This window comes from Xanthomarina maritima, assembly GCF_008084905.1.
GTDB classification, from domain to species: Bacteria; Bacteroidota; Bacteroidia; order Flavobacteriales; family Flavobacteriaceae; genus Xanthomarina; species Xanthomarina maritima.
Window position 1 is genome coordinate 66,496 of record NZ_VSFC01000050.1, and the last position, 14,633, is coordinate 81,128.

Consider the following 14,633-nt stretch of genomic DNA (forward strand, 5'->3'; position numbering starts at 1 on the left):
GATTCTTTTGCGTTAATTAAAACGCTTTCTTTTAGTTATTTACTATTATTCTTATTGTGTTAGTTGTAAGATAGTTTCAATAGTTTCTTTATTATCTACTCCTAATCCTTCTTGTTGATGCATCAATTCTCCTTCAGTATTAAAAACGCTTATAATATTTGAATGTGAAAAATCTAAAGGTGAAATCTGTTTATATTTAACAGCAAGAACATTGGCAAATTCTCTCACGCTACTTTCTGTTCCTTGTAAAAAAGTCCATTGTTCTCCATCCATAAAATTTTCTATAGCAAAGGCTTTTAAACGTTCTGGAGTATCATTAATAGGATCGATACTTACTAATACAAATCGAAGATCGTCTAAACTTGAATCAGGAATTTTAGCTTCAATGTTTCGCATATCTGCAACCAATCTTGGACAAGCAGCTTTACAGGTTGTATAAATCATAACCATGACTAAGGTTTTTCCTTTTAAATCTTCAAGCTGAATTTCTTTACCTTCTTCAGTATTCCATTTAGATGTTAAATTGAAAATAGATTCATCTGAAATACCATTTTCATCTATCACTTTTTCTTCTTGGATTTCTATTGACTGTAAATCCATTTTACATATAGGACAACTTCCAGCTTCTTCATAAGTTTTATCACCTTCACACATCATAGGACATTGATATACTGCTAATTCATCATTTATTTTTTCAGATTTATTAGAATTACATGATGACAAAGTGATAACCATCAAAAAGACTGAGAATAATATTTTAAAGTGTTTCATTTTTCTTATTTATTGATATCTTGAACGCATCTGAAACCTAGATTTTTCATAGAGTATTTAGCTTTTAAGCTCCCACGAATAGCATAGCGCATAAAAGCTGCATAGTTCATTAAATCTGTAGCTCCAACAGCTGCACTTCCACAAAACAAGTTGCTATCTTTATCGACATCTTTTCTAGATTCTCCAGAAATTAACACCGAATTAAAATCTGAAGTCCACTCCCAAACCAAACCATGTAAATCGTAAACATTCCAGTAGTTTTTAAAGGTAGAACCAATATCGTTATTAAAGGTTTTGGGTTTTTCGTACCAACCTAAAATGTATTCGTTAAAGGTTTCTAAGGTTCTCGCATCTGGCATGGTTTCATTAGCCATTGCAACGTATTCCCACTCATCTACAGTTGGTAATCGTTTGCCTTGACATTCGCAATAATCATTCGCTGCAAACCAAGATACATTGGTAATAGGTGCATTTAGTGACTGGTTGTCTCCAAGAGAAGTATCAGATTTCCAATTAATTAAATAATTATCATCTGCAAATAGTTTTTTCACTTGAGAACGTTTCCACTTTGGATATTTTTTAACAAACTCTAAATATTGTGCATTGGTAATTGGATAAACATCCATTTGAAAATCTGTAATGGTAACCTGCATAGAATCTCTTCCATAAAGAGGAATATAAGTCCCTCCCTTTATAGTAACCATTTTAGATTGACAATTTGCCGTGTTCATCGAAAAAATTAGTAAGCAAATTGTCAATCTCAAAACAGTTTTCATAATATAATAGTTAGTTATTATTAGTGACTACTTTTAACTTCCATTACTTGAGTTTTAGTAACATTGGTTTTATTGTTACCCCAAGAATTATACACATAAGTTAATACATCAGCAACTTCTTCGTCGCTTAGAGACTGTCTAGTCATTACACTGTTGTATTTTTCACCATTTACAGTAATTTCACCTGTTAATCCATGAACAACAGCACCAATAGCACGTTTTACATCAGCATTTAAATAATCTGAATTTGCTAAAGGAGGAAATGCATTTGGTATACCTTGTCCTTCTGCTTGGTGACAAGCAAAACAAGTTTGCATGTAAATTTGCTTACCAGATTCAATTTTCTCTTCTAAACTTTTCTCAGTTGTAGATGCTACAGCTTCAGGCTCATCGCCATTTGGCATAGCTTGTATTCCTCCTCCTTCTGGATGATAAATACCTTCTTGTTTCACACCAGAATAAATTGTTTTGTTTTCTTCACCTTCTACTTTCAACATTCCTAAAGCACCTTTATTAAATGCTCTAAAAATAGCGTGATCTACAAGAATAAAGGTTCCAGGAACATCTACTCTAAACTCTACTATAGCAGATCCTCCTGCTGGTATTAAAGTGGTTTGAACGTTTTCATTTAATAAATCTCCACCTTCAACATAAACATTGTCAAAAATTTCACCAATAACATGGAAAGAAGAGGTTAAATTTGGTCCACCATTTCCAACAAATAGACGAACTGTTTCACCTACATTTGCAGTAATGGCATTATCTCCAGTAAGTGCATTTACACTTCCGTTAAATACTACGTAGTCTGCATCTTCGTCAACAGCTTTTTGCATATCAAAAGGTTGTAAACCTGGTTCACCATTTTCTCCTTTTGTATAGAAATCTCCTTGCATGATGTAATATTCTTTATCTACTTTAGGCAAACCTCCTTCTGGTTCAACTAAGATAAGACCATACATACCATTTGCTATATGCATCCCAACAGGAGCAGTTGCACAATGGTACACATAAAGACCTGGATTTATTGTTTTAAAACTAAATGTCTTTTCATGACCTGGAGCTACGAAAGAAGATGTCGCTCCACCACCTGGACCAGTTACAGCATGTAAATCGATGTTGTGTGGTAATTTATTGTCTGGATGATTTGACAGAGTAAACTCAACTTCATCTCCTACTCTAGTTCTTATAAAACTACCAGGAACACTACCTCCAAAAGTCCAGTAGACATACTTTACTCCATTAGTCATTTCTCCTTCTTCTTCAAGAATTTCCATGTTTACAATAAGTTTTTTTGCTTTTCTGTTTCCAACAGGTGTTGGCACAAGAGGTGGTGCAGTTAATTCTGCAATCATTTCTTGACTTACTTGAATATCAGCAGCATTAACATCTGCCTTCTTTGTGTCATTTGAGCACGCTATGAAAAACATAGGTGTTAATAATAAAAGAATGCCTTTCATTATTGTTAATTTACTTTTTGATTTTTGGTTTGTTTTCATGAATAAATTGTTTGTTGATTTCTTTTTGATTCAATAAAAGACTAATTAGTCTCTTAATCCTGACAAAGATAGTTTGCTAAGGTTATCAAAAACATGACATAAATCATGTATTAAACTTTAAATATAAATATCTTTGTTTTGGTAAAAAATAAAAAAAATAAATGAAAAACCCAATTCTATTATGTTTCCTTTTTTGTGCAACATTCATGTTCGCACAAAAAAACAACACCACAACAATAAAATATAGTAGTGGTGAAACTAAGCAGTTTGATAAAGCGAATTTATCTTATAATTCTAAAGATTTTATTGTTGGAATAGAAACAAAATCTGATTCTAATCAAAAATTAATAATTGATTTGGTAGGAGTTACAAATGTAAATTTTGAAGGAACTAGTTTTATAGTTAAATCTTATAAGAAAAACCCATATTTATTTGAAGTACTCATCTCGGGCTCTATTTCTTTATACAAAAGTGGTGAACATTATTTTCTTGAAAATAATGAAGATGGATTTAGAGAATTAGAGAAAAAGGTAGTTAAAGGATTAACTCTAAAAACATTTAACTATGCAACTGTTTCTATTTATGTTAATAAATGTAAGGAAGCTCAAGAAAACGCATACAATCAATACGATTCTCTAACTATTAGTAATTTAAAAGCAATTATAGAAACTTATAATAACTGTAATTTAAGTGAAGACACTCAGTTTGCAAATAATGTAATTACACTAGCAAATGCAGATAAAGAATTTATTGAAATAGCTGTAAATGTTGGATATAATTTTTTAAGTACAGATTTTGATGAATTATCTTCTGGTGTTTCAAATAACTTTGGAACTCCTGTTCTTGGGGTACAAATTTATATGAATACTAATATGTTTAATAAAAGCTTAGGTTTTATTGCAATGGTAGATTATACGTTTCCTAATGAATTTAATTCTTTAAGTAATAACATATATCTTAATACAGAAACAGCTTATTTATCAACAATGTTAGGTATTCGATATACGTTTAATAACATAAGTAAGTCATTTAGTCCCTATATAGGATTTAATACTGGATTTTTATTTAATTCCATGTCGTATGTAACTAAACAACAAAATACAGTTGGTGCAGCTATTTTAGATTTTGATACTACCAACGAGCTTACTTACAACTTTAGTGCTGGGACATATATCAAATTTGGTAAACAAAAAATTGATTTTAACCTTATGTATCAACCAAAAATTAATTTTGGTTTAGAGTCAACAGATAACTTAAACAGATTAGAAAGTTATTATACTGTCTCTGGTTTTCAGTTAAAAGCATCTTATATTTTTTAGTAACAACAAATCAAATTACAATTAATAGTCGCTCTAAAAGGCGACTATTATTGTTAACAAATTACGTTTTTTATCCTCGTAAATAATTGTATTTTTACCGTTATAAAAAACCAAATCATTAATGGGTAAAATCATCGCAATTGCTAACCAAAAAGGTGGCGTTGGAAAAACAACAACTTCAGTAAACTTAGCTGCATCCTTAGGTGTCTTAGAAAAAAAAGTACTTCTTATTGATGCAGATCCACAAGCAAATGCAACTTCAGGATTAGGGATTGATGTTGAAACTGTTGAAGTAGGAACCTACCAACTACTTGAACATACTAACATAGCAAAAGATGCTATTATTAAAACTAATACACCAAATCTAGATATTATACCTTCTCATATAGATTTAGTAGCTATAGAAATAGAATTAGTTGATAAAGATGAAAGAGAATACATGCTTAAAAAAGCATTACAAGAAATTAAAAACGATTACGATTTTATTCTAATAGATTGTGCTCCATCTTTAGGTTTATTAACCTTAAATGCTTTAACTGCTGCAGATTCTGTTTTAATCCCTATACAATGTGAATATTTTGCCTTAGAAGGCTTAGGGAAACTTTTAAACACTATTAAAAGTGTTCAAAAAATACATAACCAAAATTTAGATATAGAAGGCTTATTACTTACCATGTACGATTCTCGTTTACGCTTATCGAATCAGGTAGTAGAAGAAGTACAAAAACATTTTAATGATATGGTTTTTCAAACTATCATTCAAAGAAATGTGAGATTAAGCGAAGCTCCAAGTTATGGCGAAAACATAATTAATTATGATGCAAGTAGCAAAGGTGCAAGTAATTACTTAAGTTTGGCAAAAGAACTTATTATTAAAAACTCCTAAAAATGGCGAAGGCAACAAAAAAACAGGCTTTAGGTAGAGGATTATCGGCTCTTTTAAAAGACCCATCAAATGACATCTCTTCAGTACAAGATAAAAATGCAGATAAGGTTATTGGAAACATTGTTGAATTAGATATTGATTCGATTGAAATAAATCCATTTCAACCAAGAACTAATTTTAATGAAGAAACATTAATTGAATTAGCTTCTTCTATTAAAGAGTTAGGTGTAATTCAACCAATAACAGTTAGGAAATTAGAGTTTAATAAATTTCAATTAGTATCTGGAGAACGTCGTTTTAGAGCATCAAAACTAATAGGTTTAAAAACCATTCCATCTTATATACGAATTGCTAACGATCAAGAATCGTTAGAAATGGCTTTAGTTGAAAACATTCAACGTCAAGATTTAGATCCTATTGAGATTGCATTATCTTACCAAAGATTAATTGATGAAATAAATCTAACACAAGAACAAATGAGTGAACGTGTTGGAAAAAAACGATCTACCATAGCTAATTATTTAAGATTACTTAAGCTAGACCCAATTATTCAAACTGGAATGAGAGATGGTTTTATTTCAATGGGTCATGGCCGTGCTATTATTAATATTGAAGATCAATCAGTTCAATTAGATATTTACGAAAAAATTATTTCAAACAAACTTTCAGTGAGAGATACTGAAGCCTTAGTAAAAAACTATCAAACTGAAAAAACAATTAATGTCCCAACAAAACAAGAACTTCCAAAATACATTAAAAAAGGAGCTAAAGAATTTTCAGAATACTTTGGTCATAAAATACACGTTAAAGTTTCAAAAAATGGTAAAGGAAATATTAGTATTCCTTTTCATTCAGAAGAAGATTTTAATCGTATTATAAAACTTGTTAAGCGTGCCAAATAAACTTGTAATTATATCTGTATTTTTATTAGCTTTTTGTTTTTCTACTTTTGCTCAAGAAGGTGAAAAAGACGATAAAAAGAAAAAAAATAAAGCAACTCCAACAGAAGAACTTGTGGTTGATACAGGTACTATTATAAAAGAACCTATCGACCCATTATCTCCTGCTCGTGCTGCATTTTATTCGGCAGTATTACCTGGTCTTGGGCATGCTTATTTAAAACAATATTGGAAAATTCCAATTATTTATGCTGGTCTAGGTGCTGGACTTTATTTTTATATAGATAATAACAACGAATACAATCGTTATAGAGATGCTTATAAACGTCGATTAGCTGGTTATGAAGACGATGAGTTTTATGGCACCATTTCTACAGATGGGTTGCAAGATGCCCAAGAACAATTTGGTAGAAATAGAGAAATATCTCTTCTAGTAACTATTGGTATTTATGCATTAAATATTATTTGGGCAAATGTGGATGCACATTTAATGCAATTTAATATTGATGACAACCTATCTCTGCAACCTCATTATAAAATTAATGAGTTTGACAAATCTGGTGATCTTGGTTTAACTTTAAACTTCAAATTCTAAATCATGAAAATAGCATTACTTGGTTATGGAAAAATGGGCAAAACAATTGAAGAAATTGCTATTCAACGTGGTCATGAAATAGTTATAAAAACTTCTGATGAAGATGGTTATGATATAACTTTAGCAGATGTTGCCATAGATTTTAGTGTTCCAAAAGCAGCTTTTTTTAATATAGTAAATTGTTTAAAACATGGAGTTCCTGTAATATCTGGAACAACTGGTTGGTTAGATAATTATGAAAATGCCGTAAATATCTGTATGGAAGAAAATGGCGCTTTTATTTATGCTTCAAATTTTAGTTTAGGTGTCAATATCTTTTTTGAGCTTAATAAACAATTAGCCAAAATGATGAGTCAACTCAAACAATACAATGTAACTATTGAAGAAATTCATCATACTCAAAAATTAGATGCTCCAAGTGGAACTGCAATTACTTTAGCTGAAGGAATTATTTCTGAACACACTGCATATAGTAAATGGTTATTAAATGAATCTAAAGAACAAGTAATACCAATAACTGCTAAAAGAATTGACTCAGTACCAGGCACTCATATTATTGATTACACAAGTAAAACTGATAGCATACAAATTACACATACAGCACATAACAGACAAGGCTTTGCTCTTGGAGCCATTGTTGCTGCAGAATGGATATTAGACAAAAAAGGAGTCTATACTATGAAAGATGTGTTAAATATTGGTTAACACAATATAAAACAAGTAACATTTTTAAGTGCTTTAACACTTATAAAAACAAAAGATAAAATTATGACTTTAACGCAATTGTTTATTTTCCTTCTTGTCATTCAGGTTATACACGGATTAGGTACTTGGAAATTATATATAAAAGCAGGCAGACAAGCTTGGGAAGGATTTGTACCTGTTTACAATGCAATTATTTTAATGAAAATAATTAATAGACCTTGGTGGTGGACTATTTTACTTTTCTTGCCTATCGTTAATTTAATTATGTTCCCAGTTGTTTGGGTTGAAACAGCTAGAAGTTTTGGTAAAAACTCTACAACAGATACTATTTTAGCAATAGTAACTTTAGGATTCTATAATTACTATCTTAATTACGCTTTAAATGTTGAACATGTTAAAGATAGAAGTTTACATCCAAAAACAGCAGCTGGAGATTGGGTTAGTTCTATTCTTTTTGCAATTGTAGCTGCAACCATTGTACACACTTATTTTATTCAACCATATACCATTCCAACATCTTCTTTAGAGAAATCATTACTTGTTGGAGACTTCCTATTTGTAAGTAAATTTCATTATGGCGCTCGAGTACCTATGACAACTATTTCTGCTCCAATGGTTCATGATACGATTCCTGTTATAAAGAAAAAATCATATTTGTATGACGATCATTTAGAGAATAAGAATACTGCTTTTATAAACAAATTATCTTTGCCTTATATGCGTATTCCTGGTTTTCAGAAGATAAAACAGAATGATATTGTTGTTTTCAACTGGCCTGTAGACACCATGTTAAACATGCGTTATACAGATAGAAATAGATATAAACCTATCGATAAGAAAACCAATTATGTAAAACGTGCTGTTGGCTTACCTGGAGATTCTTTAGAAGTTCGTGATGGTTATGTTTATATTAATGGCAAACAAAACGAATTACCAGATAGAGCGAAACTTCAGTTTTCTTATAAAATTGAAACTAAAAATGGACCTTTTAATAATGACCAGTTAGTTAAAAGATACGATATTACAGATTTACCTCAATACAACCAAGATTACTCTTTAAGTTATTTTCCTGGCATTACAGATGAAACTTTAAATCAATTTAAAAATCATCCAAATGTTGAAAGTATAGAATCTCTTAAACGTGAAAAAGGTGAACGCGAAGCAAGTGTTTTTCCACATGACCCTAATTACAATTGGAATAACGATTTTTTTGGGCCACTTTATATTCCTAAAGCTGGAGCAACTATCGATTTAAATTTAGAGGTTCTACCATTGTACAAACGTGTTATTACAGAATACGAAAACAATAAACTTCAAGTTAAAGGAAATCAGATTTATATCAATGATGAACTAGCAACTACTTACACCTTTAAAAATGATTATTATTGGCTAATGGGAGACAATAGACACAACTCTCAAGATGCAAGATCTTGGGGATTTGTACCTTTTGATCATGTTGTTGGAAAACCTGTATTTATCTGGATGAGTTGGGATAGTTTTGGCAAACCACGTTGGGATCGATTCTTTACAACCGTTCATGGAAGTGGAAAACCAGTGTCATACATAATTCCATTTTTATTTTTACTGGCTGTATGGTTTGGTTTTAGTAAGTGGAGAAAACATAAAAAAGCTAATAGTTAGTTGAAAAAACGTAGAGTTGTAAAGGTGTTTGTTGTTTAGCTGAAATATTTTCTACAACTTAACAACAAACATCTCAACGACAAACAACATATGAACATTTTAATCCATCCAACATACTTTCCAAACTTAGCTCATTTTGTAGCAATCGCTCAAGCTGAAGAAGTAACGTTTGAAATGGATGATAATTACCAAAAACAAACCTATAGAAATAGAACTTATATTTATGGTGCAAATGGGAAATTACAGTTAAGTATTCCTATAATTCATTCGCAAAAAGAAAGGCAAAAATATCGCGATTTAAAGATCTATAATGCTGAAAACTGGCAAGCCATTCATTGGAAATCTTTAGAGACTGCATACAGAACATCTCCTTTTTTTGAGTTTTACGAAGATGACATTCAGCCTTTATTTACTCAAAAAGCAGATTATCTATTAGATTTTAATATGTCTTGTTTGAATGTCGTTTTAGATAGCTTACAACTAAATTTAAATAGTTCTAAAACAGACATCTTTCAAAAAAAAACAGAAGGCAAAACAGACTTTAGACATCTGGCAAACGCAAGAAAAGAACAAGTATATAACTTTGATACATATACTCAGGTTTTTGGAAATAAGCATGGTTTTATAAACAATTTAAGTATTCTGGATTTGCTCTTTAACGAAGGCCCAAATGCTCTGAATTATTTAGAGGCTCAAAAGTTAAGTTTATAATGCTGCAGTCAATTATACATTATGGCATTCACTTCTTAGTCCCATTACTGGTAGCTCTAATATGGTTTAAAGACACATGGCTGAAGGCTTACTTAATTATGTTAGCTTGTTTTTTAATAGATATAGATCATTTCTTTGCAAATCCAATGTTTGACCCAAATAGATGTAGTATCAATTTTCATCCCTTACACTCCTATTATGCTATAGCAATTTATGTGCTTTTATTAATTCAAAAAAAAACAAGAATTCTAGGATTAGGGTTAGTTATTCATATACTTGCAGATAGTGCAGATTGCTTACTCATGTAATTTAAAAGTTGCAAAAATGGGATAATGGTCTGAAAACTTGTTATCGAATGTTTTAAAATCTGTTATTTCAAATTCTTTATTTGCGAATATAAAATCGATCCTTACTGGAAAAAATTTAAAATCGTAAGTTCTACCAAAACCATTTCCTGCCACCTTAAAAGCATCATTTAAACTACCTTTAATTTCTTTATAAACAAAAGAAAAAGCAGTGTTATTAAAATCGCCACAAATAATCATTTTATAAGGTGACTGCTCTTTGTGTTTAATAAATAATTCTGTTTGAAACTGTTGCATTTTAAAGGTTTGTTCCACTCGTTTAAAAAGCCTATCGGAATCTTCCTGTTTTAATTTGTCTACATTAGCATCTATACCAAGCGATTGTAAATGAACATTGTAGATTCTTAGAGTGTCTTGATTTTTAACAACATCTACAAAAATGGCATTATTAGAGGTATCTGGAAATTCAACAGAGCCAGAATTTATGATTGGATATTGCGAAAAAATAGCCTGACCATTCATAACCTTCTTACCAGAAAGTTTTTCAAATTTGTATTTAAAAAAGGATAAATCGACATTCTTATGTGGATGGTATTCTTGTAAACTTAATATATCAGGAGCTTTCGATTCAATAAAATCTATCATTTTAGTTTCAACACCTTTCTCAGGAATCCATTCGTATAAATTAAACAATCGCACGTTGTAATTCATTACTGAAAGATCTGTTTGGTTTGGCTCTAAATCTGAAGATGAAAATTTATATAAAGAACCTAAGGTAAAATAACCAATAATTAAAACCAAAAGTGAAAGTACTAATTGCTTTTTCACTTTAATTAACCAATATATAAAGAATAACACATTGATTAGAATCAAGAAAGGAACTCCTAAGCTTAAAACCGAAAGAATAGCAAAGTTTTTTGGAGGAAAATAAGGCAATAAATAAGAAAGTAAAAGCATGGTTGCAACTAAAGCATTAACAACATATATTATTTTATCGATAAGCTTTAGATTCTTCATAAACTATGACTATTTACCAGCTTTAAATAAAAACTCTTTTTCTTCTTTCGTTAAACTATCGTATCCACTTTTACTGATTTTATCTAAGATAACATCAATTTTTTTCTGATTATTAAAGGCATCAAAGTCTTTCTTAGTATAACCAGCTACCCTTTCAGATTTATTTTTATGAACTGTTTTTAAAGGAGATCTATTCGATTTTTTAAACAAACTAACAAACCAGTCCATAATGCGCTCGAAGCCTTTACCTATATCATGTCCTTTTTTTAATTGAATTGCATAAATATAACCTAACAAAGCACCTCCAAGATGAGCGAAATTACCACCTGCATTTAATCCGAATAACCCTAAAAAGTCAATAACTACAATAGCAACACCTAGATACCAAAGTTTTAAATTAAAGGTAAAAAACCGGACTTCCATATTTGGCATATATGTACAGATAAATATCAATAAAGCTCTTACAGCAGCCGAAGCTCCAACTAATCGACTATTTGTATCAAAAAAAGATGGAATAACATTATAGCCAAATAAAAACAATAATCCTCCAAAAATGGCACCCAAAAAATAGATGTTCAATCCAAGTTTTACAGGAAATAAATTAGAAAACATACGACCTATAAAATACAACCATAGCATGTTAAAGAGGATATGCCAAAAATCGTAATGAACAAAGGCATAGGTAATAATACTCCAGGGTTTTAATATAAATTCTGAAAGACTACTTGGCAACTCCAACCAACTTAAACTCTCATTGATATTGAAAGACACTTTTATTATTAATCCAATAAAAAATATGAACAGATTAGCTGCTATAATTTTTTCAAATACGTTTAAATTTTGAAGTTTGTCTTGTATGTCTTTATTAAGTGATGTCATATTTAATTCCACCTATTTTTATTAAATTGTGTTTTTTTCCAATACCACATAATTAAAAATCCTGTTAATGCACCTCCAATATGAGCTACATAAGCCGTATTACTAGGACTAAAAAACGATTGTCCTGTAACTGCTGAAATTAAATCTAAAGCTATAATTCCAGGAATAAAATACTTGGCTTTTATTGGAACAGGCAAAAAAATCAACATTAATTTAGATTCTGGATACAACATCCCAAAGGCTACTAAAACTCCCATAATAGCTCCAGAAGCTCCAACCATAGTACTATTAAAAACTCCTACAAAATTCTGTAGTTGTTCTTGATTTAAAAATTGATTCCAACGTGTGTCATACACACTATAGCCAGATTTTAAAGTTTCTAAAGTTTGAGTTTGATCGAATCCAGCTTCGATTAAGATAGACATACCTGTATAAAATCTAAAATAATAATAGGCAATCATGCATAAAGCTGCACCTAATCCAGATGAAATATAAAAAAACAAGAATTTTTTTGCTCCAAAACGTTCTTCAACAGCTGTACCAAACATCCAAAGCGCAAACATATTAAAGAAAATATGCATAAAACCACCATGCATAAACATATGTGTAAGTATTTGCCAAGGCTGAAAAGCAGCGTTCTTAGGAAAATGTAATGCAAACCAGTCGTAAAACAAAGTGCCTCCTCCAATAGTAAGTGTACCAACAAACATGATAACATTAATAATTAATAAATGCTTTACGGTATCTGTAATTCTGTTCATCATATTAAAAATACTTAAATAAATTTCTTCTCTAATTCATCTACACTTAACGTAATGAATGTGGTTTTATTTGTAGGAGACATATTTGGTTCTTTACAACCAAACAAACTATTTACTAAATGTTCTTGTTCCATTACAGTTAACGATTGCCCAGTTTTTACTGCCAGACTCTTTGCCATAGACTTAGCCAGCAAATCTGTAGAACTAAAATTACTGTCTGGAACTTCATTCTGAATATCGTTTATTAATTGTTCTAAAATAACTGAAACTTCGCTCTCTGGCACACTAATTGGAACCCCTGAAATTTCAATATTATCTTTTGAGATATTTGAAAATTGAAAACCAGTATGTTCTAAATCTTGTTTTACTTGTCTTATAATTTCAATTTCTTGAGTAGAAAAATGAAGTTGAACAGGAAATAATAACTGTTGACTCATACTTTCTTTTACAGTAATATGTTGCAGAAAATCTTCATATAAAACACGTTGATGTGCTCTATGTTGATCAATAACCAAAATGCCAGATTTAATAGTACTAATTACATATTTATTTTGAAGTTGAAAAGTAGTTTGCTTGGTTTCAACTTGAGAATCGTCTTTAAAAATAGAAGCAGTTTGGTCTTCGCTTTCAAATTGAATACTACTAAAATCTTGTTGCTCTTGTGTGCTTTTAGATTCTAATCCTACGTACAGACTATCCCAATTTGCTGGTGTTTGCCTTTTAAAAGCAGTAGTTTGTTTACCTGCAAATTGTTTTTCCTGAAACGGATTAAAACTTCTGTCAACTTCAATTTTTGGTGTATTCGGATTATTTACATCTTTATAACTATAAGGCGTATCTAAATTGGAATCTCTTTCAAAATCTAAAACTGGGGCAATATTAAATTGCCCCAAACTATGTTTTACAGAAGCACGTAAAATAGCATAAAGTGTATGCTCGTCATCAAACTTGATTTCTGTTTTAGTTGGATGAATATTTATATCTATCGTTTTCGGATTTACCTTAAGATTTAAAAAATAACTAGCATGTGTACTATCTTTTAAAAGTCCATCAAAAGCAGAAGTTATAGCATGATTTAAATAAGCACTTTTTATAAACCTATCGTTTACAAAGAAGTATTGTTCACCTCTTGTTTTCTTAGCATATTCAGGCTTACCAACAAAGCCTGAGATTTTCACCACTTCGGTTTCTTCGTTTACTGGAACTAGTTTTTCGTTGGTTTTAGCCCCAAAAATATTAACGATGCGTTGTCTGTAATTACTTTCTGGAAGGTTAAAAACCTCACTCCCATTGTGGTACATTAGAAACTGAATGTTTGGATGAGCTAAAGCCACTCTGTGAAATTCGTCAATAATATGACGTGTTTCGACTTGATTCGACTTTAAAAAATTACGTCTTGCTGGAATATTAAAAAAAAGATTTTTTACTGCTATAGAAGTACCCTTTGGAGTTACAATAACGTCTTGCGAAACCACTTCGCTACCTTCAATAACAATTTGAGTTCCAACCTCATCTTGTTCTTGTTTAGTTTTCAATTCCACATGAGCAATAGCAGCAATACTTGCTAGTGCTTCACCACGAAAACCTTTGGTATGTAATTGAAATAAATCTTCTGCTGAACGTATTTTTGAAGTAGCATGACGCTCAAAACTTAAACGAGCATCAGTAACACTCATTCCAGAACCATTATCTATTACTTGCACAAGAGTTTTACCAGCATCTTTAATAATAAGCTTGATGGTTGTAGCATTAGCATCTATGGCATTTTCCATAAGTTCTTTAACCACAGAAGCTGGACGTTGTACTACTTCTCCAGCTGCTATTTGATTCGCTACATGATCTGGTAATAACTGTATAATATCTGACATTAGC

The 14,633-nt window shown here is 30.7% G+C and carries 15 protein-coding genes; 8 read left to right on the top strand and 7 right to left on the bottom strand.

The genetic code is table 11. The features are described from left to right. Nucleotides 1–51: 51 nt before the first annotated feature. The 3 genes from FVF61_RS09475 to nirK all read right to left on the bottom strand — a co-directional run bounded on the left by FVF61_RS09475 (nt 52) and on the right by nirK (nt 3,043). Nucleotides 52–771, bottom strand: a complete 720-nt coding sequence (locus FVF61_RS09475) for an SCO family protein (RefSeq protein ID WP_233586773.1) — start codon at nt 769–771, stop codon at nt 52–54. 5 nt (nt 772–776) lie between these two features. After that, nucleotides 777–1,475, bottom strand: a complete 699-nt coding sequence (locus tag FVF61_RS09480; RefSeq protein WP_317131666.1) for a formylglycine-generating enzyme family protein — start codon at nt 1,473–1,475, stop codon at nt 777–779. A 92-nt stretch (nt 1,476–1,567) separates the two neighbouring features. Beyond that, nucleotides 1,568–3,043, bottom strand: a complete 1,476-nt coding sequence (gene nirK / locus FVF61_RS09485) for a copper-containing nitrite reductase (RefSeq protein WP_148455667.1) — start codon at nt 3,041–3,043, stop codon at nt 1,568–1,570. A 206-nt stretch (nt 3,044–3,249) separates the two neighbouring features. Here nirK and FVF61_RS09490 point away from each other — a divergent pair, with 206 nt between their 5' ends. The 8 genes from FVF61_RS09490 to FVF61_RS09525 all read left to right on the top strand — a co-directional run bounded on the left by FVF61_RS09490 (nt 3,250) and on the right by FVF61_RS09525 (nt 10,107). Further along, a complete protein-coding gene (locus tag FVF61_RS09490; RefSeq protein WP_148455675.1) occupies nt 3,250–4,362 on the top strand; it encodes a PorT family protein in 1,113 nt (370 codons plus the stop codon). A 121-nt stretch (nt 4,363–4,483) separates the two neighbouring features. Continuing rightward, on the top strand, nt 4,484–5,248 hold the full coding sequence (locus FVF61_RS09495) for a ParA family protein (RefSeq protein ID WP_148455677.1): 765 nt from the start codon (nt 4,484–4,486) through the stop codon (nt 5,246–5,248). A gap of 2 nt (nt 5,249–5,250) precedes the next feature. Beyond that, entirely contained in the window at nt 5,251–6,150 is a 900-nt protein-coding gene (locus FVF61_RS09500) for a ParB/RepB/Spo0J family partition protein (protein WP_148455679.1), read from the top strand. Next, complete coding sequence (locus FVF61_RS09505) at nt 6,140–6,742, top strand: DUF5683 domain-containing protein (RefSeq protein ID WP_148455681.1); 603 nt, start codon at nt 6,140–6,142, stop codon at nt 6,740–6,742. The genes FVF61_RS09500 and FVF61_RS09505 overlap by 11 nt, the downstream gene beginning before the upstream one ends. Before the next feature lie 3 nt (nt 6,743–6,745). Next, nucleotides 6,746–7,447: a 4-hydroxy-tetrahydrodipicolinate reductase gene (gene dapB, locus FVF61_RS09510; protein WP_148455683.1), complete on the top strand. Its 702-nt coding sequence runs from the start codon at nt 6,746–6,748 to the stop codon at nt 7,445–7,447. A gap of 63 nt (nt 7,448–7,510) precedes the next feature. Continuing rightward, entirely contained in the window at nt 7,511–9,088 is a 1,578-nt protein-coding gene (gene lepB / locus FVF61_RS09515) for a signal peptidase I (RefSeq protein WP_148455685.1), read from the top strand. Between the two features lie 90 nt (nt 9,089–9,178). Continuing rightward, nucleotides 9,179–9,799: a WbqC family protein gene (locus FVF61_RS09520; RefSeq protein WP_148455687.1), complete on the top strand. Its 621-nt coding sequence runs from the start codon at nt 9,179–9,181 to the stop codon at nt 9,797–9,799. Further along, nucleotides 9,799–10,107 (top strand): DUF6122 family protein, encoded by a 309-nt coding sequence (locus tag FVF61_RS09525; RefSeq protein WP_148455688.1) that lies wholly within the window; start codon nt 9,799–9,801, stop codon nt 10,105–10,107. The genes FVF61_RS09520 and FVF61_RS09525 overlap by 1 nt, the downstream gene beginning before the upstream one ends. Here FVF61_RS09525 and FVF61_RS09530 read toward each other — a convergent pair. Genes FVF61_RS09530 through mutL form a run of 4 tightly spaced genes read right to left on the bottom strand, consistent with a single transcriptional unit; the run spans nt 10,096 to nt 14,629 of the window. Next, on the bottom strand, nt 10,096–11,121 hold the full coding sequence (locus FVF61_RS09530; protein ID WP_148455690.1) for an endonuclease/exonuclease/phosphatase family protein: 1,026 nt from the start codon (nt 11,119–11,121) through the stop codon (nt 10,096–10,098). The two genes, FVF61_RS09525 and FVF61_RS09530, sit on opposite strands and share 12 nt — an antisense overlap. A gap of 9 nt (nt 11,122–11,130) precedes the next feature. Next, nucleotides 11,131–12,000 (bottom strand): rhomboid family protein, encoded by an 870-nt coding sequence (locus FVF61_RS09535; RefSeq protein WP_148455692.1) that lies wholly within the window; start codon nt 11,998–12,000, stop codon nt 11,131–11,133. A 2-nt stretch (nt 12,001–12,002) separates the two neighbouring features. Continuing rightward, nucleotides 12,003–12,761 carry a rhomboid family intramembrane serine protease gene (locus FVF61_RS09540; RefSeq protein ID WP_148455811.1) on the bottom strand — a complete coding sequence of 253 codons (759 nt, stop codon included), beginning with the start codon at nt 12,759–12,761 and terminating at the stop codon, nt 12,003–12,005. Nucleotides 12,762–12,775: 14 nt separating this feature from the next. After that, nucleotides 12,776–14,629, bottom strand: a complete 1,854-nt coding sequence (mutL, locus tag FVF61_RS09545) for a DNA mismatch repair endonuclease MutL (RefSeq protein WP_148455693.1) — start codon at nt 14,627–14,629, stop codon at nt 12,776–12,778. Between the last annotated feature and the right edge of the window lie 4 nt (nt 14,630–14,633).

What these genes read in the sequence shown, in the direction of transcription:
- FVF61_RS09475 (WP_233586773.1), bottom strand. Translation starts at nt 771, where the DNA reads ATGAAACACTTTAAAATATTATTCTCAGTCTTTTTGATGGTTATCACT.
- FVF61_RS09480 (WP_317131666.1), bottom strand. Translation starts at nt 1,475, where the DNA reads ATGGTTACTATAAAGGGAGGGACTTATATTCCTCTTTATGGAAGAGAT.
- nirK (WP_148455667.1), bottom strand. Translation starts at nt 3,043, where the DNA reads ATGAAAACAAACCAAAAATCAAAAAGTAAATTAACAATAATGAAAGGC.
- FVF61_RS09490 (WP_148455675.1), top strand. Translation starts at nt 3,250, where the DNA reads ATGTTCGCACAAAAAAACAACACCACAACAATAAAATATAGTAGTGGT.
- FVF61_RS09495 (WP_148455677.1), top strand. Translation starts at nt 4,484, where the DNA reads ATGGGTAAAATCATCGCAATTGCTAACCAAAAAGGTGGCGTTGGAAAA.
- FVF61_RS09500 (WP_148455679.1), top strand. Translation starts at nt 5,251, where the DNA reads ATGGCGAAGGCAACAAAAAAACAGGCTTTAGGTAGAGGATTATCGGCT.
- dapB (WP_148455683.1), top strand. Translation starts at nt 6,746, where the DNA reads ATGAAAATAGCATTACTTGGTTATGGAAAAATGGGCAAAACAATTGAA.
- lepB (WP_148455685.1), top strand. Translation starts at nt 7,511, where the DNA reads ATGACTTTAACGCAATTGTTTATTTTCCTTCTTGTCATTCAGGTTATA.
- FVF61_RS09520 (WP_148455687.1), top strand. Translation starts at nt 9,179, where the DNA reads ATGAACATTTTAATCCATCCAACATACTTTCCAAACTTAGCTCATTTT.
- FVF61_RS09525 (WP_148455688.1), top strand. Translation starts at nt 9,799, where the DNA reads ATGCTGCAGTCAATTATACATTATGGCATTCACTTCTTAGTCCCATTA.
- FVF61_RS09530 (WP_148455690.1), bottom strand. Translation starts at nt 11,121, where the DNA reads ATGAAGAATCTAAAGCTTATCGATAAAATAATATATGTTGTTAATGCT.
- FVF61_RS09535 (WP_148455692.1), bottom strand. Translation starts at nt 12,000, where the DNA reads ATGACATCACTTAATAAAGACATACAAGACAAACTTCAAAATTTAAAC.
- FVF61_RS09540 (WP_148455811.1), bottom strand. Translation starts at nt 12,761, where the DNA reads ATGAACAGAATTACAGATACCGTAAAGCATTTATTAATTATTAATGTT.
- mutL (WP_148455693.1), bottom strand. Translation starts at nt 14,629, where the DNA reads ATGTCAGATATTATACAGTTATTACCAGATCATGTAGCGAATCAAATA.